The sequence below is a fragment of the Azospirillum terrae genome, from assembly GCF_053470425.1.
In genome coordinates, this window is sequence record NZ_JBPXMR010000006.1 from 135,258 (window position 1) to 161,272 (window position 26,015).

Consider the following 26,015-nt stretch of genomic DNA (forward strand, 5'->3'; position numbering starts at 1 on the left):
CCACGCGCGTGGCGCCGCCGACCAGACCGTCGTCCCGCAGCCGCTGCGCCAACTGGAAGGCGCGCACCGCGGCGTCGACGGTGTCATCGAAGACGGCGCCGCGCCGCTCGGCCGGCAGGAAGCCCAGCTCGAACAGGCGTTGCGCCAGCCGCTCGACCCGTTCGCCGCGCGCGTTCTTCTTGAGCGTCGAGCCGTCGCCGATCCGCGTGGCCGGCAGCACCGGCTGCGCTTCGAGTTCGGCGGCCTTCTGATCCAGACGGTCGGCCCAGGCGCTCAACGTGTCGCGAAACGGCAGGTCGGCGGGTATCTGGGCGACGGGCGCGGGGACGGCGGGAGCTTGAGGGGGAGCCGTCTGGGCACGAGTCGGGCCGGTGGCGAACAGCATCGGAACCAGGACGGCCGCGGCCAGCAGCCCCACCGCGCGCACCCGAACCCCGGAAAAACCCCTCGATGCCGTCATACCCGTCGCCCTCGTCCAAGCCGCCGTGCGGCCATTCGTCCAACCATCCTATACCGGCACGGCGCGCAGCGCGATCCAACGCGCGTCGAATCCGCCGTTTGGACTTGCATGCTCAACCGCTATGACACCCGACCTAGGCGGTACTAGCTGAATTGGTCAAAATCTGGTTGATAACAATCAAGCCCTCGCTTATACGGATAGGCCATCCGGAAGGCCACAAAATTTTGGCCGAAGCCGGTTCGGCATTCGTGGGCCACGAGCGTTGATTCGCCGAGGCTTGCCATCGTTTCGAAGTCTTTTGTTCGCCTAAGTATTGATGAGGGTGGTATGCACTCTGGAGACGAGAACGATTCCGCCCCCGTGCTTGGGCGCCGAGGCTTTCTGACGTTCGGTCTGGCCGCTCTGGCGGCGGCGACGGTTCCCCCGCTCCTCTCCCCGGCGACGGCCCAGGCCGCGACGACGCTGCTCGGCACCTCGGCGCGGCGGCTGGCGCTGCACAACATCAACACCGGCGAGCATTTCGACGACGTGTACTGGGCGAACGGCGCCTACCGGCCCGAGGCGCTGCGCAAGCTCGACGTTCTGCTGCGCGACCACCGCGCCCATCAGGTCTGCCGCACCGATCCGCGCCTGTTCGACGTGCTGTGGCAAGTGCGCCAGCAGCTCGACTCGACGGAGGCCTACGAGGTCGTCTGCGGCTATCGCTCGCGCAAGACCAACGCGCTGTCACGCCGCCGCCACCGCGGCGTCGCCAAGGAGAGCTACCACACCCGCGGCATGGCGGTGGACGTGATGCTGCCCGACCGCAACCTGAAGGGCATCGCCCAGCAGGCGATGGCGTTGCAGGCCGGCGGTGTGGGCTATTACCCGCGCTCCAACTTCGTGCACATGGACGTTGGCCCGGTCCGGCACTGGTAAGTCCGGCCCGGCAAAGCAAAAGCGCCGGCCGGGTCGAGGCGGAGCCTGACGCTCCAGCCATCTCCCCAATCCTGCACCCCCGCCATTACGCTTCGGTTTTGTTGTTCCGGTAAATGTCGGCGGGGTCCCACACCGCGCCGTGTCGGCGCCGGTTGCGCCGCGTCGCCACGGACTCGCCGCGATCCACGATGCGCATGGGCGCGGTTTCCGTCGGAGCCGCTTCATCGGTCTGAACCGGCTCCTCCTCGCCACCTTCGCGCGCATCACGGACGTTCGGCGACAGCGCCGACAGCAGAGCCAGCATTTCGTCGGCGACGGCCGGCGTCGCCGCCCGCCACAGGCGCAGCATCCGCGCCTCGCGCCGGCTGATCACACCGTCGCCCTCGCCATCCGGGCGCGCCTCGGACCGGCTGGAGCGCGGCTTGGCATGCGGGTCGTCGTAGCTGTCGAAGAAGAAGCTCACCGGCACGTCGAGCACCTGGCTCAACCGATAGAGGGTGCCCGCGGAGATGCGGTTCGAACCGCGCTCGTATTTCTGAACCTGCTGGAACGTCAGGCCGATGGCCTCACCCAGCCGTTCCTGGCTGTATCCCAGCAGCGTCCGGCGCATCCGCACCCGCTGCCCGACGTGCGCGTCGACCGACCATGACTCGGGCGAACCCCGCCTGCCTCTCTTGCGTGTGTTTTTTTCGGTCATCGGTCGGCACCCTCACGTTTCGCCCTGAACGAGCTCCACTTTTTGAAATGCGGGTAATTCTTGCCACGCCCCCTATTCGCGATCAAGGGAAATCTTTGAATGTTCTAATCTACACCCCTTACACACCCAGCGACGTCTTCATCGAGCGAAGTCCTCGCCCCACATCAACTTGATATGACCAAACGCATACTCGCAGATGCAGCGGTTCACCCGACCTCTCTACCCCATTCCGCCAAATCGCCGCATCACCGAGACAAAGCAGGCCTTGGTTAACACCCTCTTTGCGACCAATCACCGATTGACCAAGGTCAACAATGGCTATAGTTTGCTTTGTGATAATTTAGGCCCTTCAACAGCAGGACTTCTCTATCGCATCGTCATGAGAAATCCAGTCTGCTAACCAAAAGCTGTATACATGACAGTGCGGGAGGCAAAACCATGCGCAGGATTTTTGTCCCGCTCACCGCGGCCGTGGTGCTGATCGCTCCGGCGTTCGCCGCCGACCCGCCCAGGGACGCACCACCCGCCACGCCGACGGAGCAGGCCAAGCAGGGCTTCGATCTGCTGCTGAAGGCGCTGGAGGGCTGGATCCGCCAGTTCCCCACCTACGCCGCGCCGGAGGTGACGCCGGAGGGCGACATCATCATCCGCCGCCTGGACCGCACCCGCCCGGCACCGCCGGCCACCCCGCCCGATCCGAACAAGCCGCCGGCCGGGGCGACGAGTTTGTAGAGCCGGTCAATCCACCGGCTTGCCGCGCATCTTCTTGACGTCGGCGCGTTTCGCCTTGCCCTCCAGCCGCCGCTGCTTCGAGCCGAACGTCGGCTTGGTGGGGCGGCGCGGCTTCGGCGGCACGGCGGCTTCGCGGATCAGATCGATGAGGCGCTCCAGCGCGTCCTCGCGGTTGCGAAGCTGCGAGCGGTACCCGTCGGCAACGATGATCAGCACGCCGTCCAGGGTCAGGCGGCTTCCCGCCAGCCGCTCCAGCCGTGCCCGCACATCGTCCGGCAGGTTGGGCGAGTTCCGCACGTCGAACCGCAACTGCACGGCCGAGGACGTCTTGTTGACGTGCTGCCCGCCGGGGCCGGAGGCGCGCACGAAGTCCTCGTGCAGTTCGCTCTCGTCCAACGAGATGCGGTGGGTGACGCGGATCATGGCCCCTGCCCTGCCCCCAAATGGTTCGGGGGGCCGAAGCCCCCCGATATGAACGCTTAAGCCCGCACCAGCGGCTTGTACTTGATGCGGTGCGGCTCGACCGCGTCGTCGCCGAGGCGGCGCTTCTTGTCGGCCTCGTAGTCCTGGAAGTTGCCCTCGAACCACTCCACATGGCTGTCGCCCTCGAAGGCGAGGATGTGCGTGGCGATGCGGTCGAGGAACCAGCGATCGTGGCTGATCACCACGGCGCAGCCGGCGAAGCTTTCCAGCGCCTCTTCCAGCGCCCGCAGCGTATCGACGTCCAGATCGTTGGTCGGTTCGTCGAGCAGCAGCACGTTGGCGCCGGACTTCAGCATCTTGGCGAGGTGCACGCGGTTGCGCTCACCGCCCGACAGCTGGCCGACCTTCTTCTGCTGGTCGGAACCGCGGAAGTTGAAGGACGACACGTAGGCGCGGCTCGGCATGGAGCGCTTGCCCAGCTCGACGATGTCGAGCCCGTCGGAGATCTCCTCCCAGACGTTCTTGTTCGGGTTGAGCGTGTCGCGGCTCTGGTCGACGTAGCCGAGCTTGACCGTGTCGCCGACGCGGAAGGTGCCGGCGTCCGGCCCCTCCTGCCCGGTGATCATGCGGAACAGCGTGGTCTTGCCGGCGCCGTTCGGGCCGATGACGCCGACGATGCCGCCGGGCGGCAGGCGGAACGACAGGCCGTCGATCAGCAGCCGGTCGCCGAAGCCCTTGGCGATGTTGTCCGCCTCGATGACCACGTTGCCCAGGCGCGGCGGCACCGGGATGACGATCTTGGTCTCGCCGGTCTGCTCCTTGCCGCTCTCGGCCAGCATCGTTTCGTACGCGGAGATGCGGGCCTTCGACTTGGCCTGACGGGCGCGCGGGCTCTGGCGAATCCACTCCAGTTCGGTCGCCAGCTGCTTCTGCCGGGCGTCTTCCTGGCGGCCTTCCTGCTCCAGGCGCTTCTGCTTCTGCTCCAGCCAGGAGGAGTAGTTGCCCTCCCACGGAATGCCGGTGCCGCGGTCCAGCTCCAGAATCCAGCCGGTCACGTTGTCGAGGAAGTAGCGGTCGTGGGTGACCAGCACGACGGTACCCTTGTACTCCTGCAAGTGGCGCTCCAGCCACGCCACCGACTCGGCGTCGAGGTGGTTGGTCGGCTCGTCCAGCAGCAGCAGGTCGGGCTTTTCCAGCAGCAGCTTGCACAGCGCCACGCGGCGCTTCTCACCGCCCGACAGCTTGGTCACGTCGGCGTCGCCCGGCGGGCAGCGCAGCGCGTCCATGGCGATCTCGACCGTGCGGTCGAGGTCCCAGGCGTCGGCGTGGTCGATCTTCTCCTGCAACTCGGCCTGCTCGGCCAGCAGCGAGTCGAAATCGGCGTCGGGGTCGGCCATCGCCTCCGACACCTGATTGAAGCGGTCGAGCAGCCCCTTGGTATCGGCCAGCGCTTCCAGGATGTTCTCCTGGACCGTCTTGGTGGGATCGAGTTGCGGCTCCTGCGACAGGTAGCCGACCTTGGCGCCCTGCGCCGCCCAGGCCTCGCCGGAGAAGTCCTTGTCGTAGCCAGCCATGATCTTCATCAGGGTCGACTTACCGGCGCCGTTGACGCCCAGCACGCCGATCTTGACGCCCGGCAGGAAGCTCAGCCAGATGTTGTCCAGCACCTTCTTGCCGCCGGGATAGACCTTGCCAAGGCCCTTCATGACATAGACGTATTGATAGGACGCCATGCGTCTCTCCGACCTGTCGTACGAGAAAAAACAAAGCGCCGCACACGGCGCCGAATCGATCCGGCCCAGGTTTTAGCGCATGATGCCCACCCTTGGGAACCCATCCTGGGTCACAGCGAAGGACGATTTGCGGTGCTGAACATCTACGTCGATGCGGATGCCTGCCCGGTCAAGGCCGAAATCTTCAAGGTCGCCGGCCGCACCGGATCGAAGGTCTGGCTGGTCAGCAACAGCCCGTTGCGCCTACCCAACGACTGCATCGCCGAGTTGGTGGTGGTCGGCGCGGAGTTCGACGCCGCCGACAACTGGATCGCCGAGCGGGCGCAAGCCAACGACGTGGTGGTGACGTCCGACATCCCGCTGGCCGACCGGGCGCTGAAGAACGGCGCGGTGGTGATCGGCCCGACCGGGCGCCCCTTCACCAACGCCTCCATCGGTGCGGCGCTGGCGAGCCGGGCGCTGATGGCCGACCTGCGCGCCCTGGGCGAGGTGTCGGGCGGCAACGCGCCGATGAACCAGCGCGACAAGTCCCAGTTCCTGCAAGCGCTCGACGAGGCGGTGCAGGCGCTGAAGCGGGGGAAGCGGCCGAAGTGGGGGTGACGCTGCGGATGTTTACAGAGGCGCTGCCCTTGTGGTTTCGGCGATGACGGCGTCCAATTCTTCCGCCAGGGCATCTATGCGAACAAATCCGTTGCGCTCTCCTTCGGCTTCGGCTTCCTGAAGCATCGCCATGAAGCGCTTGCGCTGTTCGTTCAAGTCCCGACACGAGTTCATCGGTCCCTCCCCTACCCCGGCGGCAGCGCCGCTGCCGTGCCGCCGGCCAACGCCATCGCCTCCCCCAACGTCGCAACCCCGCGCTCGTCCAGGCGCCGGATCAGCGCGGAAGCCAGTTCCGCGGTGAGCAGCGCGTGCGGCCCGCCAGCCGGGCCGGCGTGGTGAACGACGCCGAACCACGCCGCCAATCCCGCCAGATCCTTACCCGCGCAGGCCGGGTCGAGCGCCGCGGCGACGCGGCGAAGGTCGAGCGTCGGCGGCTCCTCCAGCGGCGGCAAGCCGGCGCGCTCCACCTCGGCGCGCAACGCGGCGAGCGCCGCGTCCACATCGGCTCCGACCACCACGCACTCGCGCAACGCTCCGGCGATCGTCGGCCACGCGGCGGCGAAGGGCCGCGCGCCGGCCATCTCCTGGGCGGTGATCCCGTACGCGGCCAGGGTTGCCGCCGGCACCGGCTCGCCGGGGTTGACCGGCACGTCCAGCGAGACGGTGCGGAAGATTCGCGCGCCCGACAGCCGCACGGTGCCGACGCTGATCACGCGTCCCTCGGCCGTGGCGACCCACAGCGCCGTCATCGACAGCGCCGCCAGCGGCTCCTCGCCCACCCCCGACGCCGCGGCATCGGCCTCCGCGGGACGGGCCGGCAGCAGCGGCTCTGCCGGCGGCTGCGCCGGAAAGACCAGCGCCACCCCCGCCTGCAAGCCGAAATCAGCCACCTGCACCGGCAGATCCGTCCCGCCGGGGCCGCGCAGCACCGCCGACACCGGCTGGCCGGCGCCGCGCGCGCGCTCGATGGCGCGGAACAGGTCCGGCCGGTCGAGGATGTCGTAGACGTTCATGCCCACCGCCACACCGCCGCCGAACAGCCGCACGGCGGCCGGGTTGAGCAGTGCGATCCGCCCGGTGTCGCCCAGCACCAGCAACGGTTCCTCCAGCGCGGCGGCGACGGCGCCCAGCCGGCCACCGCCCCCTCCACCGGTGCGGCGCTCACGCCGCAGCAGTTCGGCGAGCGCCGTGGCCAACTGGCCCAGCTCGTCGCTGCGCGCCTCCCAATCGCCGGACAGTTCGCTGCGGTGGCGCAGGGCCGCGAGGTCGGTGCCCAGCCGCTCCAGGTCGCGGAAATGACGGACGAGCCGCGAGAACACCCACCACAGCGCCAGCACGCCGATTCCGGCGACCGCCAGGGCGACGGCGAAGGCGCCGCGATCCTCGCCGGCGCGCTGCACCAGTTCGTTGGCGAGGTAGACGAGCGCCATGCCCGCCACCGCCAGCCCCAGGATCACCGCACGCCACGTGCCGCCCATTCCCGCCCCCGATTCCCCGAAGCGCCGACTGTAGCGCCCCGCGGCCCGAGCCGAAAGGGAGCTACATTTTCGAGAACTGGTCGATGCTCTTGAGGATGGCCGGGCCGACCAGCACGATGAACAGCGGCGGCAGAATGCACAGCATCAGCGGTATGGTCATGATGGCCGGCAGGCGGGCCGCCTTCTCCTCGGCCTTCAGCATGCGCTCGGTGCGCATCTCCGACGCCAGCACGCGCAGCGCCTGGGCCAGCGGGGTGCCGTAGCGCTCGGTCTGCGCCAGCGTGGTGACCAGCGCCCGCACGCCCGGCAACGGCACGCGGTCGGCGAGGCCCTGCAACGCCTTGGCGCGGTCGGGCAGGAAGCCCAGCTCGATGGACGTCAGGCCAATCTCCTCGCCCAGCTCCGGGCAGCCCTCGCCCAACTCGCGCGCCACGCGCTCAAACGAGGAATCCAGGCTCAGCCCGGCCTCGGCGCAGATCACCAGCAGGTCGTAGGCGTCGGGCAGCGCGCGGCGGATCGCCAACTGGCGCTTCTGCGCGACGTTGTTCACGTAGAAGTCCGGCAGCAGCGAGCCCAGCAATCCCGCCACGATGCAGGCGCCGGCCGCCTGGGTGTCCTGCAAGGGCAGCGTCTTCGTGCCGTAGATCAGCGTCACCGCCGCACCCAGCCCGACGAACGGCAGGATGGCCTTGGCGAACAGGTAGACGGTCAGCGAATCCTTGGAGCGGAAGCCGGCCAGCGCCAGCTTGCCGGCCGCCTTGGCGGCGGTGGTGCTGCCGTAGAGCTTGAAGCGCTCGACCACGCCCTGCATCAGGCCGATGCGGCCGGTCGACCGCTCGGTGCGGCGCACGGTGCGGGCAAGGTCGCCCTTCAGCGCGGCCCGCCGGCCCTCCAGCGCCTTGAGGCGCGCACTCAGCGGATCGCGCTCGACGAAGGCGCTCCACACCAGCAGCACGACGACGAACGCCGCCGCACCGGAGATCCAGGCGGCGAGGTCGGCCGGGCTCACGCCGGGTATGAGCGCGTCGAGGCTCATGTGTCGAAGTTCACCATCTTGAACATCACCAGCGCGCCGACCACCAGCAGGGCCACCGCCACCCCGCCCATCATGATCCCGCGGGGATCGGTGAAGAAGACCTCCGTGTAGCCGGGATTGATGATGCTCATGGCGAAGTACATCAGGAACGGCAGCGAGCCGACGATGTAGGCGCTGGCCCGCGCCTCCGACGACAGCGCGCTGATCTTCAGCTTCATCTGGCGCCGCTTGCGCAGCAGGTCCGCCAGATTGCCCAGCGTTTCGGCGAGGTTGCCGCCGGTCTCGCGCTGGATCGCCATGGCGATGACCAGGAAGCGGAACTCCGGGGTGTCGATGCGGCGCGCCACGTCCCACAGGGCGGCGTCCAGCGACTGGCCGACGCGCACGCTGTCGGTGACCTTGCGGAACTCCATCCCCAGCGGGTCCGGCAACTCGCGCGCCACGGCGTTGATCGACTCGGTGACCGGCAGGCCGGAGCGCAGGCCGCGGCAGATCAGGTCGATGGCGTCGGGGAACTGGGCGATGAACTGCGCCACCCGGCGGTCGCCCATGATCTTGATCGCCACGTGCGGCAGCCCGACGCCGACGATGACCGCGCCGGCCAGCGGCAGCGGCATGGGCAGGCGCATCACCATGCCCAGCACCACCCAGACGATCCCGGCGACGATGGCGTTGGCCATCAGGTACTCGCCCAGCGGGATGCGCCGGCCGGTGCGGGCCAGACGCTCGCGGATGCGTTCGGGGTTGGGGACGATGGCCTTGATCAGGCGGTCGAGCAGCGGAAAGCCGCTGTCCTGCCGGTCGATGCGCAGCGACGCCGCGGCCTTGCCGCTGCCGGCGCGCCGCGCACCCTCCGCTCCGGCGCCGATGCGCGCCAGCCGCCGCTTGAGGTCGCGGTCGCCGTCGCCGGAGAACGCCAGCCCGATCAGCAGGATCGTCAGGAAGACCCCGCCGCCGACCAGCCACGCAAGAAGCGGCACGCCCCCCATCACATGGCCTCCAGCAAAGCCTTGTCGAGGCCGAAATACGCGGCCTTGGACAGGAAATGCGGGCGGATTCCGGTGGATTTGAACTCGCCCATCAGGCGTCCGTCCGGGCGCTCGCCCTTGAAGTCGAAGGTGAAGAGGTCCTGCATGGTGATGACGTCGCCCTCCATGCCGACCACCTCGGAGATGTAGGTGACGCGGCGCACGCCGTCGCGCATGCGGCTCACCTGCACGATGAGGTCGAGCGCCGAGGCGATCTGCGTGCGCACCGCCTTGGTCGGCATGTTCAGGCCGGCCATGCCGAACATGTTCTCCAGGCGCGTCACCGCTTCGCGCGGGCGGTTGGCGTGGATGGTGCCGAGCGAGCCGTCGTGACCGGTGTTCATCGCCTGAAGCATGTCCACCGCCTCCGACCCGCGCACCTCGCCGAGGATGATGCGGTCGGGGCGCATGCGCAGCGCGTTCTTCACCAGATCGCGCATGCTGATCTCGCCGTGCCCCTCTAGGTTGGGCGGGCGGGTTTCCAGACGCACCACGTGCGGCTGCTGCAATTGCAGCTCGGCGGCGTCCTCGATGGTGACGATGCGCTCGGCGTGGTCGATGAGCTGCGACATGGCGTTCAAGAGCGTCGTCTTGCCCGATCCCGTGCCGCCGGAAATCAGGATGTTGAGCCGGCAGCGCGCGGCGATCTTCATCACCGTGCACATGGCGGGCGAGACGTTCTCCTGCCGCGCCATGATGTCCAGCGTGATCTTCTTCTTGGAGAACTTGCGGATCGAGATGCTGGGGCCGTCGATGGCCAGCGGCGGGATGATGATGTTGACGCGGCTGCCGTCGGCAAGGCGCGCGTCGCACAAGGGCGAGCTTTCGTCGATGCGCCGGCCGATGGCGGTGACGATGCGGGTGGCGATCGCCATGACGTGGGCGTTGTCGCGGAACTGCACGTCGGTCTGTTGCAGCTTGCCCTTGCGCTCGATGTAGACCTGTTTGGGGCCGTTCACCATGATGTCGGTGATCGCCTCGTCGGCCAGCAGCGGCTCCAGCGGCCCCAGGCCCAGCATGTCGTCGAGCATGCGCTCGACCAGTTCCTGCCGTTCGGTCAGGTTGAGCTGGAGGCGCTGTTCAATCAGCAGGTCGTGCACGATGTCGCCGACGTCGCGCGACAGCTCCGACCGGCTCATGCCCGCCGCCGCCGAGGTGTCGATGCGGCCCAGCAGCACCGGCTGGATGCGGTTCTTCGCCTGATCCACGGTGGCCCGGTTGGATGAGGCCATGCGGGCCACGGGGGTGTCCGCGGGCGTTTCGGGCTCGGGCTCCGGCGGGTCCTCCGCTTCCGGCGGGAACAGCGGCGACGAGCCGAAAGGCCCCGCCCCACCGGGCTTCACCCCCACCGCCCGCAGCACCGCGGCCAGTTCCGGCTGCCCGCCGGTGACGGCGGGCGACGGCGGCATCGGCGGTTCCGGCTCCGGCGCGGGGGGCGGCTCCGACTCGACGGCCATCGGTGCAGGGGGCGGCGGTGCCTCCACCTCCTCGCCGCGGCGCAACGGCATGGGCACGACCACCGAGCGCACGGCGGCCAGCACCTCGGTGTGGTTGACCGGCCGCATGGCGAGCAGGCCGTTGATGCACACCGTCACCAGATCGCGCTGGTCGAGGAGGTTGAGCTGGACACGGTCGCGGTTCAGCAGCTCGACCAGACCGGCCTTCACCTCGCGCGCGATCTCGCCGCGCGGCATGGACGCGGACTGCGCCGGGTCGAGGCGCTTCGCCAGTTCCGGCAGATAGCGCTCGCGCAGGGCCGTCAGGCCCTTGCCGCCGTCGCCGGGACCGCCACCCGACCCGCCACCCGACCCATCGGGCGGCAGGCCACCGCTGCCTCCCCGAAAGCCGATCATCACTCACCGTCCCGTTTGAACCAGGCCATCAGGCCCTTCTTCGCGGGCGCCTGGGCGCCGGCCATCTGCGAGGTCAGCTCGCGCAACGCCTTGACCACCGCCGAGCCCGGCGCCATCGCGGCCGCCGCCTTACCCTGGTTGGCAGCGGTGCCCAGCGTCTTCTCGTCGTCGGGGATCATGAAGGCGATCTTGCCCTGGATGCCGCGCTCGAAGTCGGCGCGGTCGACCTGCGGCTTGCGCCCGCCCCCCGCCCGGCTCGCCACCACGACGCAGGCCGGGCCGCCCAGCACCTTGATCGCCGCCGCCAGCCGCGCGGTGTCGCGGATGCCCGCCAGCGACAGGTCGGAAACCAGCACCACCTGCTCCGCCGAGCCCAGCACCGGCCGGTTGGCCGGCAGCAAATGGCGCGGCAGATCGACGACGACCAGTTCGTGGGTGCCGCGCAGTTCCTCCAGCAAGGCGCCGACGGCGGTCGGGCCGAAGGCGACGCTTTCCTCCACCGGCTCCTCGGCGCCCAGCACGGACAGCCGGTCGCTCTCGCTCACCATGGAACTGGCGATCAGCAGGCTGTCCAGCCGGTTCGGCGTCTCCAGCGCCTCGCGCAGACCGCGCCCCGGCTCCAGATCGAGCGCCAGCGTGTCCGTGCCGAAATGCAGGTCGAGGTCGAGCAGCGCCGTCTTGCGCTTGAACTCGTGCGCCGCCAGCCATGCGGTGTTGACCGCCACGGTGCTGGCGCCCACACCGCCGCGCACGCCGATCACCACCACGAGGCGGCCCGGCTCGGCCTGGGTCTGCTGCGTGCGGCGCGGCGCCTGACTGGCGGAGCGGATGACCTGATGCAGCGCTTCCGGCGTCAGCGGCTTGACCAGATAGTCGGCCGCCCCCGCCGACAGCAGATCGCGATAGAGGTCCACATCGTTGGCGGTGCCCAGACCGATCAGGCGGGTGTCCGCCCCAGCCAGGGACGCCAGCCGCGCCACCGTGGCGAACGGATTGGCGGTGCCGTCCAGATCGACCACCAGCACCTTCGGCGCCGCAACGCCGCCGCCCAGCATCTCCAGCACGTCGCCGGCCCCGCCGCGCTGGACCACCGCCCCGGACCAGCCCATCTCGCCGGCCACGGCGCGGGCGACCTGATAGGACTCCTCGTCGGAGACGAAGGCCATGAACGCCTCGTGCATGGGCGCGTCCGGGGACCCTTTGAACAGCGTCACGACGCCGGCCATCTCACTTGCCCCCCGCCCCGCCGCCCGCGCCGAAGCTGGAATGGGTGCCAGAACGCATCAGGTCCTTCTCCTCGCCCTTGTGGTAGCGCTCGATGGCCTTCGCCTCGCGCTCGGCGTCCGGCGCACCGAGGACCCGCCCGGCCAGCAGGTCGCGCGGCTCCTCGGCCTGAACCGCCAGATTGCGCGCCTGCGAGCACCCCAGGCCGATGTCCGGGTTGTGCCACGCCGTGCCCCACAGCTTCGACACCGTCGCCGGTGCCGGGCCACACTCCGGCGGCACCGCGACCAGCCGCTCCGGCTGCCCGGCGGCGGGAACCACGCTCACCGGCCACTCGGCCGGCACGGTGGGGTTGGCGGAACAGCCGGCCAGGGCCAGCGCGGCGGCAAGGATCGGAAGCGCCCGCATGGCTTAACCTCACTCCACGATGAAGCCGGCCGGCCCGGCAAGACTGGGCCGTGCCGGGGGGCGGGGGCCGGTGCCGGGCTGGGTCAGCTTGCCGAAGAACACCCGGTCGATGAATTTGGTCGGCGAGATCGCATCGGTCGGCGCGGCGACCTGCGACGGGTTGGCAACCGGGTGCACGAGATAGGGGGTGACGATGATCACCAGTTCGGTCTCGTTGCGCTGGAACCGGCTGGAGCGGAACAGCGCCCCCAACACCGGCACGTCACCGACGAAGGGAAACTTGTCGATCGATTCGTCCAGGCTGTTCTGCATCATCCCGGCGATGGCGAAGCTCTGCCCGCTGCCCAGTTCCACCGACGTCTCGGCGCGCCGCGTGCGCAGCGCCGGGACGCGGAAAGAATCGAGGGTGATGGCGTTGGAAAAGTCCAGTTCGCTGACCTCGGGCCGCACGCGCATGCTGATGCGATCCCCCGACAGCACGGTGGGGGTGAAGGCCAACGAGACGCCGAACTGCTTGTAATCGATGGTGACGCGGTCGCGATCCTGCGGCACCGGGACGGGGAACTCGCCGCCGGCCAGGAAGCTGGCGGTCTCGCCCGAGGTGGCGACCAGATTGGGTTCAGCCAGCACGGTGATCAGCCCGTCGCGCGCCAGCGCGTCGACCAAGCCGTTGATGTCCCAGCGCTTGCCGTGGTGCGCGGCGGTGGCGTTCATCATGCCGGCGGTGCGCTGCGGAGCGCCGCCGGCCGCGTTGAGGACGATGTCCGTCAGGCCCGAGGTGAAGCCCAGCGCGGCGCCGCCGCCCAGCGCCCCGAAGACCTCCCAGTTGAAGCCGAGATCCTCGCGAATGGTGCGGGAGACCTCGGAGACGCGCACGCGCAGCATGACCTGGGTGCCGCCGGTGACGGTGAGGCGGTTGAGCACCTCGCCGGCCTCGCCGCCGGCATAGCGCTGGGCGAGGCGGCGGGCGTCCTCCGCTTCGGCGGCGCTGCCGACATTGCCGGAAAGCACCAGCGCCCCCTCCGATGAGGTGATGCGGACCTGCCGGTTGGGAAGGCGCTCGCGCAACGCGCGCTCCAGGCCGCTGAGGTTCTGGGTGATGGTGACGCGGCGGTTGACGAGCACCTGCTCCTTGCCGTTGACGGCGATCAGCGACGTCTCGCCCGGCTTCTTGCCGAAGATGTAGACCATGGTCGGCGACATCACCTGCAGATCGGCGATGTCGGGATTGGCGATGAGGACGCTGGAAGCGGGCTGCGGCAGCTTCACCATCTGCCCCTTGTCCTGCTCGAGTCGCAGCGGCGACGCGTCCTGCGCCAGCGCGGGCATGGACCAGAAGACGCTCAGCACCAGCAGAAAGGACAGGACACGACGCATCATAGGGGTTGCCACCGGAATTATCGCGAGAAGGTGACTTCCGCGGACGAGGACCCACGGATCACCTGCACCTTTACCACTCCGCCGCCACTTTCGCTCGGCGAACTTTCTGGGACCAATGGCGCTGCGACCGGGGCCGAGATGCCGCCGGACACCGCGAGGCTGAGGTCGCGGTCCCAGGTGATGGTGTGCGCCGGCTGCACCACCGCGTCGGACGCGGTGATCATCAGCCCCTCGGCCGCGGCCATCTGCATGCGGTCGGCGTCGGGCACGCCCAGGCTGCGCAGCGACAGCGACAGCCGCCCCATCTCGACGGCCAGCGACACCGCCTCGGCCTGACGCGGCGTCACCTCCAGCGTGGCGAGCTGCGCCGGCTTGGCCTCGCCCTTCTGGTCGTTGAGGCGCTGGTCGAGCGCCAGCACGCGCACGTCGCTCAGCACCGTCTCGCTGGCGCGGCGCTCGCGCTCCTGCTGCGGGCCTTCCTTGATCAGCTGCGTCAGGATCAGGTCGACCCGGTCGCCGGGGAAGATGAAGCCGGCGATGCCGCTGACGCCGTTGATGGCCACCGTCACCGCCCGGTTGCCCGGCGTCAGCACGGCGGCGAGAAAGCCGCGGTCGCCCGGCTTCACCAGACGCCCCTCGACCACCGGCTCACCGGCCCGCATGCCCTGGCGCATGACGGCGCCGTTGAATTCCTCGACGGTGCGCTGGCCTTCGACCATGTAGGTCTTCGCCACGCCGTCTTCCTCCGGCCACGCGCGCCAGCGCAGGTGCGACGGCTGCACCAGCGTGCCGGCCGGCACGTCGCCCGCCGCCACCAGAACACGCAAGGCCTTCGGCGCCGCCGGTGCGGCGGCCGTGGGCGCCGGGGCCGGCTGGCCGACCAGCATGCGCGTCAACTGGACCGTCAGTCCGGCGATCCCCAAAGCGAGCACGAGGAGGATGATCTTGCGGGCCGACATGACGTCCTCTCCTCACCCCGAAACGCAAAAATTCGCCGCCGAGCGCGGGGGCTCGCGGCGTTACGCACGCTGGAGCGGCGGAAGCCGCCGGATAACCGAAGCACCCCGGCCCGCCGGGCCTTACCGGGAGTAGCGACGCCTTCACGCGCCCGCTGCTCCCGGATGCCGACCCAATGGCCTTGCCTTATCGCAACACCAGCGGCAGCCGTCAGCCGCCAGCAGCCGTCGTCAGAGTCGACTTGACGGAGGTCAGCACGCTCTTGATCGAGTCGGTCACGCCGGAGAAGGCGGCGATCAGGGTGACGCCGACACCGGCGACGAGCAGTGCGTATTCGATGGCGGTGGCGCCGGACTCATCCTTCAGCAGCGAGCGCATCGTGGAAAGCATAGGAACCTCCATTGGGGCGATTGTTGTATCCTTGCCGGTTCTTGCGAGCGTTCAAGACCATCGGCGACAACCCAATCAAACACCCAAACTGTTAACAAAAAGTTAAAGCCGCCAATACGGCCCAACAAAATTAAAAAATTGCAAGTAAACTGATATTGATCACCTTTTTGCCTCCTATTTGCCACCAACAGCATTAGCAAGTTTTTCACATATTGACTTCATCATGCAGGGAATTTTCAGGAACAACGGCGGCAAACCTGCCGGATTTTGCAACCGGAATAGTTCGAATTTCGAAGCATTTTCGCGACAATGCCGACGAAAAATACGGGCAGCTTCACAGCACTCCAGTAGTAATAGAAAGTCATATTATTAGCCTTGAACGGGCCATGACTTTCGCTTTAACGTAATACGCAAGTCGCCCCGAGTAGGACGACGCAGAACTGCGGCGCCGAAGGGTTTCGTCTCGCAACCGTGACTGAGAGAGCAACGATGAGCATGTACTACCCATGCCCTCTCGGGCAGCCGGCCCGCCCCTCGCTGGCGCGCCGGGCCGGCATCGCGGCGCTGCTGCTGATGCTGCTGCCTTTGCTGGGGGGTGTCGGCTACGGCCTCGACATGGCGCGCGGCTACGTGGTGCAGGCCCGTCTGGCGCGGGCGGTGGACGAGGCGGCGCTGGCCGGCGGCCGTGTCCTGTTCGACAACCAGCGCGACGGCCACATCCGCAAGTTCTTCGAGACGGCTTTCCCCGCCGGCTTCCTCGGCGCCGACCCGGCGCCGCTGGCAATTGCCGACAACCCCAGCGACGGCACGCTGATGGTGCGCGGCACCGCGACGGTGCATTCCGGCCTGTTCAAGCTGTTGGGCCTGACCGACTTCACGCTGGAGGCGCGCTCCGTGGTGCGCCGCGCCAGCCGCACCGGCGACGCGACGGTGATTCGCCGCGCCCTTTGATCCCCAGGTTTTCTCCGTCAGCTTTTTCCGTCAGGGGCGCGGGGTGGCGCGCGTGTTCTCGGGGGTGTTGTCGACGTCCGTGCGGTTGCCCATGCGGCCACCGGTGCCGGCCGTCCCGGTGGTGACGCCGCTGGTGGTGCCGGCGGTCGATCCGGTCACCGGGCCACTGGAGCGGTCATAGGCCGAGCCGGTGGGTGCCGCGGTTCCGGCACTGGTGCCGCTCTGCCGCTGGCCGGTCTGCGAGCAGCCGGCCAGCAGCAGTGCAACCGTGGAAACCACCCCGATGAACGATGTGCGCATCGATCCACTCCCTGTTGCCGCAACGCGCCACCCGAACGGCAGCACGGTGATTCGGTTCAACAGGCGCGCGTAGGGAATGGTTGCATCCCGAACGGCACACTTGCTCTTGCCGGCGCCCTTGCTGTAGGATGAAAGTCCTCATCGGGCGAGGTGTGCCGGCACGATGGCGAAGGCGGTGTTCTGAACGGACTGAACACTCCCTTCTTTCCGTCATCCCCGCGCAGGCGGGGATCCAGGCCAATTCAGCCAATTCATCGCGAAGCCCTGGATCCCCGCCTGCGCGAGGATGACGACATGAGGGAGATTCAGACCGTCCCGAAAGCACCAGCAACGGATGAGACACTCCACAAAAAGGTGTCTCATAGCGTCTCACTCCGTCTCATCCGGCGCCGAACGGATGCAACACTGCATCGAATCGCGTTTCACAGCGTTTCATAGCGTTACATCGGTTGCATCCGACGCCGCCGGACAAGCGGTTCTAATCGGCCGCCACGCCCGCCAGGGTGAGCCACGGGCGTTCCAGACTGGGCCGGCCGAAATGGTAGCCTTGCAGGAGCCGCACGCCCTCGCGCCGCAGCGTCACGGCCTGGGCGGCGTCCTCGACGCACTCCGCGACGGTGGTCAGGCCGAAGCCGCGGGCCAGCCCGACCAGGGTGCGGATGAACAGCAGCGCGTCGGGGCTGTCGTGCATCTCGCGCACGAAGGCGCCGTCGATCTTGACGATGTCCACCGGCAGCGCCCGCAGGTGCTGATAGGAAATGTAGCCGGCGCCGAAGTCATCGAGCGCCACCCGGCAGCCCAGGTTGCGCACCGCCGCCACGAAGCGCGTGGCCTCGTCCAGGTCCTCGATCACCGCGGTCTCGGTGATCTCGACGATCAGGCGGCTGGCGATCTCCGGCCGGTCGGCCATCATGCCCTGCAAGGCGCCGAGCCACGTGCGGTCGCCGGTGGTTTCGGCCGATACGTTGACCGCCAGCTGCACCTCCGGGTGCTCGCGCAGTTCGCGCACCGCCATGCCCAGCGTGTGGTGATCGATGCGCCGCGCCATGCCCAGGCGCTCGACCGCCGGCATGAAGGCGCCGGCCGGCAGCACCGAGTCGGGACCGTCGGGAATGCGCAGCAGGCACTCGAAGAAGTCCACGTCGCCGCGCGAATCGACGACCGGCTGGAAGGCGAAGCGCAAGTCGTCGCTCTTCAGCGCCGCCTTGACCCGCTGGCCGATGGCGAGGCTGGCGCGCAGCGCGGTCTGTTGCACGCTGGTGGCGTGGTGCGGCCAGAAACAGTCGCGGCCCTGGCGCTTGGCCTCGTGCAGCGCGGTGTCGGCGCGGGTCATCACCTCCTCGACGCCGCCCGCCTCGTGGCCGGCGAGGATGCCGCCAATGGAAACCGTGGCGAGGATCGGTCCGGCCGGTGAGGCGATGGGCTCGCCGCGCACGGCGGCCAGCAGCTTCTCGGCCACCGCGGCCATGTGCTGCTCCGGGCAGTGCGGCAGAACCACGCCGAAGATGTCGCCGCCGACGCGGCCGACCGTGTCGCCCGGCCGCACGGCCGCCGCCAGACGGCGCGCCACTTCGCCGACCACCGCGTCGGCGGCGGCGTGGCCCATGGCGTCGTTGACCAGCCCCAGCTTGTCGATGCCCACCGCGAGGTAGACGGCCGAGCGCTCGAACCGGCCGGCGGAGACCAGCGCCTGATGCAGCGAGTCGCGCAGGCGGTTGCGGTTGACCAGCCCGGTCATCGGGTCGAAGTGCGCCTGCTGCTCCAGTTCGACCTCGTAGGCCTTACGGCGGTCGATGACGCGCAGCATGCCGTAGAGCCGCAACGGTGAGCCGTCCGGCGCGCGCTCCACCCGGCCGCGGTCGTGCACCCAGTGCTGGACGCCATCGGCCAGCCGCAGCCGGTAATCGACGTCGAAGGGGGAGTCCATGTCGATGTGCCGGGACAGCGCGTGGCGGCGGCGGAGGCGATCCTCCTGGCAGATACGGTGGCGCAGCTCCTCGCCGCCGACCACCGGCTCGACACCGAACAGCCGCTCCACATCGCCCGCCCAGGTGAGGGTGTCGGCGGTGAAGTCCCAGCAATAGCCGACGTCGCCGGCGGCCGCGACCGCGGCGGCCATGATGGAGAGATCGTCGGGCACTCGACTCATGCTCACTGCCCCCACCGTCCGGGATACCGCCTCGCAGCCCGCCGGACAGCCTTCTGCGCGGGGCCACGCTAAACGCGCTTTGTTTAAAGTGGCTTAACCGAACCCCCACGGCATACCGGAACATGCGTGCACGAATCAAAGGGAGGCCGCGGAAATTAACATTTCGGGAACCCTGTGCGCGTACGCTTGTCCCAACGCAACCTGTGACCTTTATCGCCGTGACCAGCATCGCCGCCATCGCATCCCCGTCCACATACATTCGGGCTCCCGCCCCGTCGGGGACGGCGAAGCTGCGCCAGATGCTGGCGTCGGATGCGATCGCGGTTCGGCCAATCCAGCCGATTCCCGACGAAAAGCAGCGCCGCCCGAAACGCGACGGCGATTCGTCGGCCGACGCTGCCAGCGAGACGACGACCCAAGCGCCCGAGTACGAGATCCGGCGCAATCGCGGCCCGGCCGGCGACGAGGTCCGCAGCCGCCCGCTCGGCCAGCCTTCCGGTGCGACGGACGAGGCTCGCGTCGGCGGCGGTTTCCGGCCCGATGGCCCGCCGCCGCCACCGCCGCCCGCTCCGTCATCGACCGCCGCGGCCAGCCCGAGCACCGGCTTCCTGACGCAGAGCATCGCCCAGGAGGCGATGGGCAACGGCCTGCACATCGAACCCTGGCGGGCGGCCATCAGCGCCTACCGCCGCGCCGGCTCCGGCCCGCGGGAATCGCTGGTCAGCAACGTCTCGGTTTGATCCAGGGCATGGAATAGCGACGCCACCGGCATCGTTCATCCAGTGAATCCCATCTCTGGAGCCATTCGATGCACACCCGGTTGCTGGCTGCGGCGGCGGCCATCCTGTTCACCGCCCTCACCCCCGGCCTTGCGAGCGCCCACGACGATTGGGGCGGCGGCCACTCCCACATGCGCGAGCTGCGGGAGGCGTGCGACTGGGGCAACCGCCGGGCCTGCGTCCGGCTCGGGCGCGAGATCGAGCAGCGCCGCGAGGAGCGCCGGCAATGGGAATACGCACCGCGGTTCTACCAGCCGCGCGATCCCTGGCGGGAGCAGCGCTGGGACCCGTACCGCCGGGCGTGGTGATGCCCGAACGCGGAAGGGCGCATATCCCCGTATGCGCCGTTGCGCGTTCTATGGCGGAAGGCGTATCAGCGGCAGATTCACCCGGTCGCGAGGGCGCGGCCGTGCTCCCCATTGCGGAAAGCCGTCCGTTCCATGGCCCAACACGACATCCTCACCTCGTCGCCGCGGCCGCACTGCCGCCATTGCGGCGACCTGATTCTGCCCGGCCAGCCGCGTTGGGCCGGCGACCCGGACGGCCACGCCTGGCATTACGCCTGCGCCGAGAAGGCGAATCGCACCACCCGCCAGCCGCCCCTGTCGCGGGAGCGGCCATCGGTAAAGCTCTAACGGTCATATGTGAGGCTCAGTCGCCGTACAGCTGTTCCTGCTGGTAGGCTTGAAGGCCGATGCGCTGGATGAGGTCGAGTTGGGTTTCCAGCCAGTCGATGTGCTCCTCGGTGTCGTCGAGGATGCTCACCAGGATCTCGCGGCTCTGGAAATCCTTCACGTTCTCGCAGTCGGTGATGGCGCCCTGGAGGTCGCCGCGGTTGCCGGACTCGAGGCCCAGGTCGGCGGTGAGCATCTCGACGAGGTCTTCGCCGATCTTCAGCTTGTGCAGGTCCTGGAGGTTCGGCAGCCCCTCGAGGAACAGAACGCGTTCGATCAGCTTGTCGGCGTGCTTCATCTCGCCGATGGACTCTTCGTAGACTTTGTGGGCGATGCGCTTAAGCCCCCAGTTCTTCAGCATGCGCGCATGCAGGAAGTACTGGTTAACTGCGGTCAATTCATTCGTCAGGATGGTGTTGAGGTGCCGGATGACTGTCGGATCGCCCTTCATTTAAGCCTCCCTGCAAGCCTGCGACTTCAATTTAGATCAGCGCGGTTCAGGTCAAGCCGCCCCCGACAAAAAGCATCGGCGGTCAGGGCGAGCCGGCGTGCAGCAGCGCCAGCGGAAAGCGGTCCAGCAGGTCGGCCAGCGGCAGCCGCGCGTCCGATGGCAGGCCGAGCGTCCGCCCGGTGAAGATGTCAGTCGGCGCCACTCCTTCCGGCAGTTCGGGCAGCATCAGCACCGTGTCGCCCCACGCTTCGGCCGGCGGCAGCGGCGATTGCATCCCTTGCATCAGCGGCAGCGCCAGACGCGGCGCCACCACCAGCGCGAAGCCATCGCCGGAGTGGCGCAGGAAGGCGACGACCCGCTCGGCGTGCTCGCCCACCGCCTCCACCGGGCGGTAGTCGCCGGTGGCGAACAGCGCCGGCTCGCGCTTGCGCAGGCCCAGCGTGCGGGCAACGACGAACTGCTTGATCCGGCCGTCCCGCCACTCCTCGACCAACCGGTCCAGATCAGGCGTTTCGTCCAGCGACTCCAGCGCGCGGCGGCGGGCGGCGTAGTCGACCGGGCGGCGGTTGTCGGGATCGACGAGGCTGAGGTCCCAGAAGTCGGTGCCCTGATAAATGTCGGGCACGCCCGGCGCCGTCAGCTTCAGCAGCGTTTGCGACAGGCCGTTGAGCGCTCCCACCGGCGCCACGGCTTCCAACAGATCCAGCAGTTCGGCCAGGAAGGTGGCGCTGCGCTCCGGGTCGAGCACTCCCTGGACGAAGCGTTGCAGCGCGTCCTCGTAGTCGGCGTTGGGTACGGCCCAGGACGAGCGCACCTTGGCCTCGCGCACCGCCTTGACCATGTAAGCCGCGATGCGCGCGCCGAACTCCTTGAGCCCTTCGCCCGATGGCCAGTGGAGATCGAGCGGCCACGCGCCGACCAGCATCTGGTAAAGCAGGTATTCGTCGTTGCGGCCGGGGGCGGCGAGTCCCTCGATCTCGCGCTTCTTGAAGCGGTTCATGCGGTGCCAGCGCCGCGCGCGCTGTTCCCACACCTCCGGCATCTCGGACAGCACGCTGATGCGGGCGCGGGTGTCCTCGCCACGCTTGTGGTCGTGCGTGGCGGTGGCCAGCAGGTTGAAGGGGAAGCGCTTGAGGCGCTCCTGGTTCACATGGTGGAAGGCCGACACGCTGGTGCCGAAGCGGCTCGGCTCGCCGCCCACCTCGTTGAGCGCCACCAGCCGGAAGTAGCGGTAGAACACCGTGTCCTCCAGCGACTTCGCCATCACCGGGCCGGTGAACTGCTGGAACTTCATGGCGATGGCGACCACATCGGCCGGCCGGTAGCCGTGCCGGCCCCGCCCTGTCCCCTCGTGCTCGCGCGCCAGATCGGTGGTCAGCACGCCGTGCAGGAAGTCGTACACCGAGGCGTCAGCGGCGCCGGCCAGCTTGCGGGCGCGGGCCACCGCCCAGTCCAGGTACTTGCGGTCCTCCTCGTCCACCCGCTCGGCAGTCACATAGGTGCGGTAGACCGGCAAACACGCCGCCACGTCGACCAGCGCGCGGCGGATGCCGGTGAAGGTGAAGTCGCGGGTGTTCCAGCTCTCCTGCGCCAGCCGGTGGATCTGCGAGGCGAGCACGTGCAGTTCGCTCGACAGGCTGGACAGCATCACCTTGCGCTTGGTCTCGATGACCAGCTTGTCGAAGTCCACCTCGCGGCGGATGAAGGTGTGGTAGGTCCTGGTCATCGCCTCTTCGGCGGCAGCGTCGACGAACAGGCCGCCGACCAGCACCATGAACTCGTAGCCGGTGGTGCCGGCGACCGGCCAGTCCTCGCGCAGGCTCTCGTGATGCGCCAGGATCTTCTCCACCACCACGTAGAACGGCTGTTTCAAGCGCAGCCCCGGCGGATCGAGCGCCGAGGCGCCAGAGTTCAGCGTCAGGTACGCCGCGCGATCCTGCAAGCGCTCGCAGTAGGCCACCGGGTCGTACAGCCCGTCGATGTGATCCAGGCGGATGCCCTGAAGCTTGCCCTCGCCAATCAGACGGAACACGAGCTGGTGCGCCAACTCGAACAGCTCCGGCCGGTCGATGCGCAGGCCGGCCAGATCGTTGATGTCGAAGAAGCGGCGGTAGTTGATCTCGTCGGCCGCCACCCGCCAGAAGGCGACGCGGTAGTGCTGCTCTTCCAGCAGGCGGTGCAGGTCGTGGAAGCTGTCGGGCTTACCGGGCGTGCCGTTGATGCGAATCACCGCCTGGTCGATGGCGGAGGCGATGCCAAGGTGGGCGGCAACGGTGGCGGCGAGCTGGGCGCGCAACTCCTCCGCCTCGCGGTGGACAGTCGCTTGGCGCTGCACCGACTTGGGCGTGCTGCCCAGGCCGGCGAAGGCGGCGATCAGCGCGTCCAGCGCCACCCCCTCGTCCACCAGTAAGTCGCGCGCCGCCTTCAGCAGGCGCGGGTAGTTGCGCACCGCGACCGGAAAGCGATGCGACCAGTACCAGACGCTGAACGAGCCGCGCTCGGCATCGAATTTCAACTGAAGCTCGCCGCGCTCCAGCACCGCGCCGTAATGGTCGCCCAGGAAGGGCAGCAGCACCTTGCCGTGCAGCGCCGGCTCCGATGACGTCCAGTCGATGTCGAAGAACGGCGCGAAGGGCGAAGCCGGCCCCCATTCCAGCACGTCGAGCCACCAGGGATTGTCGCTGGCGCCCACGCCCATGTGGTTGGGGACGAAGTCGAGGATCAGGCCGATACCGTGTTCGTGCAGCGCCTCCACGAAGCGGTCGAAGGACGCCGCGTCGCCGATCTCCGGGTTGAACTGGGCGTGGTCTGTGATGTCGTAGCCGTGCGTCGAGCCGGCGCGCGCCTTGAGGAACGGCGAGGCGTAGACGTGGCTGACGCCGAGCCCCGCGACATAGGACACCAACTCCGCCGCCTGATCGAAGGTGAAGTCCTTGCTGAATTGCAGGCGGATGGTGGCGCGGGGGACGGCGGACGCCCCCGTCATGTCGAATTGCGTGCGGCGGCCACCGTGGCGGCTAGCGCCCGCACGCCGTCGTCACGGGCGATGTCCTCGACGTTCATGCCCAGACGCCGACGCCAATTAGGGTGCTGGTCGATGGTGCCGGGCAGGTTCGGCTGCTCGACTTCGCCAAGCGCGTCTTCGATCTGGACCATGACGATTCGTCCCGCTGTGGTGGCGAGATAACGGTGGACCGCTTCCACCAGTTCCCGGCTGTAGGGCTGGTTTCCATCGTCGGACGGGTAGGAGGCGGGCTTCACCCCTTCGCGTGACAGCGCCTGCAACAGGCGCCAGCGGTCGACGCCGCGGTCCCAGGCGTCCTTGTCCAGCGCTTCCCTGCTCGGGTAAAGGTCGAGGCGCTGGCGCCACTCCAGGTCATGACCGGTCCAGAAGCCCTTCAAGGTGGCGAGGTCGTGCGTGGTGATGGTCACCATGGCATCCGCCGGGTACGCCGCCGGCGGCAGGAACCCGCCGTCCGCCGCACGCTCGAAGTACAGCACGCGGTAACTGAGGACACCGGCTTCCTGCATCGTCGGGCGGAAACCCTCCGGCACGGTGCCGAGATCCTCGCCGATGACGATGCATCCCTGGCGGCGCGATTCCAGCGCGATGATCCGCACCAGATCGCCGAACGGGTACTGCACGTAAGCACCATCGCCGCCGTTGGAGGGAATCCAGAACAGGTGCTTCAAAGCCATCACGTGGTCGATGCGCAACGCCCCGGCGTGGCGCATGTTGGCGCGCACCATGCGGATGAAAGGTTCGTACGCCGCCTCGCGCAGCGCCACCGGCGAGAACGGCGCCAAGCCCCAGTTCTGCCCCTTCATGTTGAACTGGTCCGGCGGCGCTCCGACGTTGGCGCCCTGAACCAGCACCGTCGGATTGGCCCAGGCCGACGAACCGCCCGGATGCCCGGCGACCGCAAGGTCGCGGTAGAAGCCGATGGCAAGGCCGGCCTTCTTGCCGCGCACCGCCGCCTGCTCCAACTGGCGGTCGGCCTCCCATTGCAGGTACTCGAAGAACTCCACGCGCTCGGCGTGATCGTGCGCGAACGCCTCGACGGCGGCGTTGTCGGGCGAGCGGAACTCCTCGGGCCAGGTCTGCCACTGCCAGCGGCTGAGATCGGCGCGGTAGAAATGCTCGTGCAGCGCGTCGAACGTCGCGTGGCGATGCAGCGCCGGCCCCATGGTGCGTTGAAAGGCGCGGAACGCCTGCCCGCGCGGGCTGACGTCGCCCTCCTTCAGGTGCGTGGCGCGAAAGGCGGCGTGCAGACTCTCCAGCACCGGCATCTTGAGCCGCGCCACCGCCGGATAGTCCACCAGCTCCGAGGCCCGCGCGGCGGCGAGGTCGCGCTGAAACGCCTCCTGGGCGATGGCATCGCGGGCGGCCGGCGCATCGGCGAGGTCCGGCACCGCCTCCACGTCGATGTAGAAGACATTCAGAAAGGTGCGGTTGGACGGTGAATACGGGCCGTAGTGGTTGGCGTCGGCCGGGAACAGAGCGTGCAGCGGGTTGAGGCCCACCAGTCCGGCCCCAAGGCTCCCCGCCGTCTCGGCGAAGCGCGCAAGGTCACCAAAATCGCCGACGCCCCAATCATCGGCGCCCTTCAGCGAATAGACCTGCACGCCGATGCCCCAGGTGCGCCCGCCGGGCACCACGTCCTGCGGCAGCACGCAACGCTTCGGCGCCACGATCAGCGTGACGGTGCCCGACAGCGTCCCGCCCAGCCCGCGCGGCCGCACCTCGACCGTCAGCGTGTGGTAGCCAAGCGCCAGCGGACGCGGCACCGCGAGCGTGCGCCGCTCGAACGCCAGCCCGTCCAGCGTGGCGGTTTCGGTCACCGGTAGGGTGCCGAAGCCGGTTTTCTCGCGGTGCTCCGCCCCGCCCTCTTCGGCCAGCGTCCAGACCAGCGTGGCGTCGTCCAGCCCGGCCGGCGCGCTGACCGGCACAGCGAGGTCCGCGCCCTCGTCCAACACCAGCACCGGCGGCAGCATGCGCCGCCAGACGCGCTCCTCGACGGTGCGCAGGCTCTGGGCAATCTCCGCGTCGGAGCCGACCGGCAACCCCATGGCCGAGATCAGCGCCACCTGCGTCTCGCGGGAGGTGTCACGCCGGTTGCCCCAGATGTCGTGATAGAAGGGCTCGACGCCGACGCGCTCGGCCAACCGGTCCAGATCGCTCATTCGCTCTTCTCTCTCCCTGCCCTCTCCCCGAGGAGAGTCGGCGCGCAGAAACACAGCCACCCGGCGCGAGGATCGCGCGTCCGCGCCTCTCCGTCCAGCCTCGAACCTTTAAACTTCTGCGGCATAAAAGGCTGTGATTGCGGTGGCGTGTGCGGGCACGCATCACAACAGGAAGCCGGCGGTGGATGATCCAGGTGTCCCCGGTATCGG

25 protein-coding genes are annotated in these 26,015 nt (G+C 68.6%); 7 read left to right on the forward strand and 18 right to left on the reverse strand.

What is annotated here, in order from left to right; genetic code table 11:
- Positions 1–787 precede the first annotated feature (787 nt).
- On the forward strand, positions 788–1,378 hold the full coding sequence (gene mepK / locus ACSVDD_RS17290) for a peptidoglycan L,D-endopeptidase MepK (RefSeq protein ID WP_448190617.1): 591 nt from the start codon (positions 788–790) through the stop codon (positions 1,376–1,378).
- A gap of 85 nt (positions 1,379–1,463) precedes the next feature.
- Here mepK and ACSVDD_RS17295 read toward each other — a convergent pair whose 3' ends face one another.
- On the reverse strand, positions 1,464–2,075 hold the full coding sequence (locus ACSVDD_RS17295) for a helix-turn-helix domain-containing protein (RefSeq protein WP_448190618.1): 612 nt from the start codon (positions 2,073–2,075) through the stop codon (positions 1,464–1,466).
- Between the two features lie 438 nt (positions 2,076–2,513).
- Between ACSVDD_RS17295 and ACSVDD_RS17300 the strand changes: the two genes are divergently transcribed.
- A complete protein-coding gene (locus tag ACSVDD_RS17300) occupies positions 2,514–2,807 on the forward strand; it encodes a hypothetical protein (RefSeq protein ID WP_448190619.1) in 294 nt (97 codons plus the stop codon).
- A gap of 6 nt (positions 2,808–2,813) precedes the next feature.
- Here the strand turns inward: ACSVDD_RS17300 and arfB are convergent, their stop codons facing one another.
- Both arfB and ettA read right to left on the reverse strand, forming a co-directional pair.
- On the reverse strand, positions 2,814–3,230 hold the full coding sequence (gene arfB, locus ACSVDD_RS17305) for an alternative ribosome rescue aminoacyl-tRNA hydrolase ArfB (protein ID WP_448190620.1): 417 nt from the start codon (positions 3,228–3,230) through the stop codon (positions 2,814–2,816).
- 56 nt (positions 3,231–3,286) lie between these two features.
- Positions 3,287–4,963, reverse strand: a complete 1,677-nt coding sequence (gene ettA, locus ACSVDD_RS17310; RefSeq protein ID WP_448190621.1) for an energy-dependent translational throttle protein EttA — start codon at positions 4,961–4,963, stop codon at positions 3,287–3,289.
- Between the two features lie 135 nt (positions 4,964–5,098).
- Between ettA and ACSVDD_RS17315 the strand changes: the two genes are divergently transcribed.
- A complete protein-coding gene (locus ACSVDD_RS17315; RefSeq protein ID WP_448190871.1) occupies positions 5,099–5,563 on the forward strand; it encodes a YaiI/YqxD family protein in 465 nt (154 codons plus the stop codon).
- Positions 5,564–5,575: 12 nt separating this feature from the next.
- On the opposite strand, the gene ACSVDD_RS17320 is transcribed toward ACSVDD_RS17315, so the two are convergent.
- From ACSVDD_RS17320 to ACSVDD_RS17365, 10 genes are all read right to left on the reverse strand, one after another.
- The gene (locus ACSVDD_RS17320; RefSeq protein ID WP_448190622.1) at positions 5,576–5,719 is read right to left on the reverse strand and encodes a hypothetical protein; all 144 of its coding nucleotides are present in this window, start codon (positions 5,717–5,719) and stop codon (positions 5,576–5,578) included.
- 29 nt (positions 5,720–5,748) lie between these two features.
- The gene (locus tag ACSVDD_RS17325) at positions 5,749–7,041 is read right to left on the reverse strand and encodes a DNA polymerase III subunit epsilon (RefSeq protein ID WP_448190623.1); all 1,293 of its coding nucleotides are present in this window, start codon (positions 7,039–7,041) and stop codon (positions 5,749–5,751) included.
- Positions 7,042–7,102: 61 nt separating this feature from the next.
- Entirely contained in the window at positions 7,103–8,077 is a 975-nt protein-coding gene (locus tag ACSVDD_RS17330) for a type II secretion system F family protein (protein ID WP_448190624.1), read from the reverse strand.
- The gene (locus ACSVDD_RS17335; protein WP_448190625.1) at positions 8,074–9,057 is read right to left on the reverse strand and encodes a type II secretion system F family protein; all 984 of its coding nucleotides are present in this window, start codon (positions 9,055–9,057) and stop codon (positions 8,074–8,076) included. The genes ACSVDD_RS17330 and ACSVDD_RS17335 overlap by 4 nt, the downstream gene beginning before the upstream one ends.
- An 8-nt stretch (positions 9,058–9,065) precedes the next feature.
- A complete protein-coding gene (locus ACSVDD_RS17340; RefSeq protein ID WP_448190626.1) occupies positions 9,066–10,958 on the reverse strand; it encodes a TadA family conjugal transfer-associated ATPase in 1,893 nt (630 codons plus the stop codon).
- Positions 10,958–12,184 carry a CpaE/TadZ family protein gene (locus tag ACSVDD_RS17345; protein ID WP_448190627.1) on the reverse strand — a complete coding sequence of 409 codons (1,227 nt, stop codon included), beginning with the start codon at positions 12,182–12,184 and terminating at the stop codon, positions 10,958–10,960. The genes ACSVDD_RS17340 and ACSVDD_RS17345 overlap by 1 nt, the downstream gene beginning before the upstream one ends.
- A gap of 1 nt (position 12,185) precedes the next feature.
- Positions 12,186–12,590: a CpaD family pilus assembly lipoprotein gene (locus ACSVDD_RS17350; RefSeq protein WP_448190628.1), complete on the reverse strand. Its 405-nt coding sequence runs from the start codon at positions 12,588–12,590 to the stop codon at positions 12,186–12,188.
- A 9-nt stretch (positions 12,591–12,599) separates the two neighbouring features.
- On the reverse strand, positions 12,600–13,970 hold the full coding sequence (locus tag ACSVDD_RS17355; protein ID WP_448190629.1) for a type II and III secretion system protein family protein: 1,371 nt from the start codon (positions 13,968–13,970) through the stop codon (positions 12,600–12,602).
- Between the two features lie 17 nt (positions 13,971–13,987).
- On the reverse strand, positions 13,988–14,929 hold the full coding sequence (cpaB, locus tag ACSVDD_RS17360; protein ID WP_448190630.1) for a Flp pilus assembly protein CpaB: 942 nt from the start codon (positions 14,927–14,929) through the stop codon (positions 13,988–13,990).
- A gap of 208 nt (positions 14,930–15,137) precedes the next feature.
- On the reverse strand, positions 15,138–15,317 hold the full coding sequence (locus tag ACSVDD_RS17365; protein ID WP_448190631.1) for a Flp family type IVb pilin: 180 nt from the start codon (positions 15,315–15,317) through the stop codon (positions 15,138–15,140).
- 489 nt (positions 15,318–15,806) lie between these two features.
- Between ACSVDD_RS17365 and ACSVDD_RS17370 the strand changes: the two genes are divergently transcribed.
- The gene (locus ACSVDD_RS17370) at positions 15,807–16,268 is read left to right on the forward strand and encodes a pilus assembly protein TadG-related protein (RefSeq protein WP_448190632.1); all 462 of its coding nucleotides are present in this window, start codon (positions 15,807–15,809) and stop codon (positions 16,266–16,268) included.
- Positions 16,269–16,298: 30 nt separating this feature from the next.
- Here the strand turns inward: ACSVDD_RS17370 and ACSVDD_RS17375 are convergent, their stop codons facing one another.
- A complete protein-coding gene (locus ACSVDD_RS17375) occupies positions 16,299–16,568 on the reverse strand; it encodes a hypothetical protein (protein WP_448190633.1) in 270 nt (89 codons plus the stop codon).
- A 478-nt stretch (positions 16,569–17,046) separates the two neighbouring features.
- On the reverse strand, positions 17,047–18,717 hold the full coding sequence (locus tag ACSVDD_RS17380) for a putative bifunctional diguanylate cyclase/phosphodiesterase (RefSeq protein WP_448190634.1): 1,671 nt from the start codon (positions 18,715–18,717) through the stop codon (positions 17,047–17,049).
- A gap of 218 nt (positions 18,718–18,935) precedes the next feature.
- On the opposite strand from ACSVDD_RS17380, the gene ACSVDD_RS17385 reads away from it, so the two are divergent.
- The 3 genes from ACSVDD_RS17385 (at position 18,936) to ACSVDD_RS17395 (ending at position 20,131) form a co-directional block, all read left to right on the forward strand.
- Positions 18,936–19,457: a hypothetical protein gene (locus ACSVDD_RS17385; protein WP_448190635.1), complete on the forward strand. Its 522-nt coding sequence runs from the start codon at positions 18,936–18,938 to the stop codon at positions 19,455–19,457.
- Positions 19,458–19,525: 68 nt separating this feature from the next.
- A complete protein-coding gene (locus ACSVDD_RS17390) occupies positions 19,526–19,804 on the forward strand; it encodes a hypothetical protein (protein WP_448190636.1) in 279 nt (92 codons plus the stop codon).
- Between the two features lie 132 nt (positions 19,805–19,936).
- Positions 19,937–20,131: a hypothetical protein gene (locus ACSVDD_RS17395; RefSeq protein WP_448190637.1), complete on the forward strand. Its 195-nt coding sequence runs from the start codon at positions 19,937–19,939 to the stop codon at positions 20,129–20,131.
- A 16-nt stretch (positions 20,132–20,147) separates the two neighbouring features.
- Here ACSVDD_RS17395 and bfr read toward each other — a convergent pair whose 3' ends face one another.
- The 3 genes from bfr to malQ all read right to left on the reverse strand — a co-directional run bounded on the left by bfr (position 20,148) and on the right by malQ (position 25,805).
- Positions 20,148–20,621 (reverse strand): bacterioferritin, encoded by a 474-nt coding sequence (bfr, locus tag ACSVDD_RS17400; RefSeq protein ID WP_448190638.1) that lies wholly within the window; start codon positions 20,619–20,621, stop codon positions 20,148–20,150.
- 82 nt (positions 20,622–20,703) lie between these two features.
- Positions 20,704–23,607, reverse strand: a complete 2,904-nt coding sequence (treY, locus tag ACSVDD_RS17405; RefSeq protein ID WP_448190639.1) for a malto-oligosyltrehalose synthase — start codon at positions 23,605–23,607, stop codon at positions 20,704–20,706.
- The gene (malQ, locus tag ACSVDD_RS17410; protein ID WP_448190640.1) at positions 23,604–25,805 is read right to left on the reverse strand and encodes a 4-alpha-glucanotransferase; all 2,202 of its coding nucleotides are present in this window, start codon (positions 25,803–25,805) and stop codon (positions 23,604–23,606) included. The genes treY and malQ overlap by 4 nt, the downstream gene beginning before the upstream one ends.
- Between the last annotated feature and the right edge of the window lie 210 nt (positions 25,806–26,015).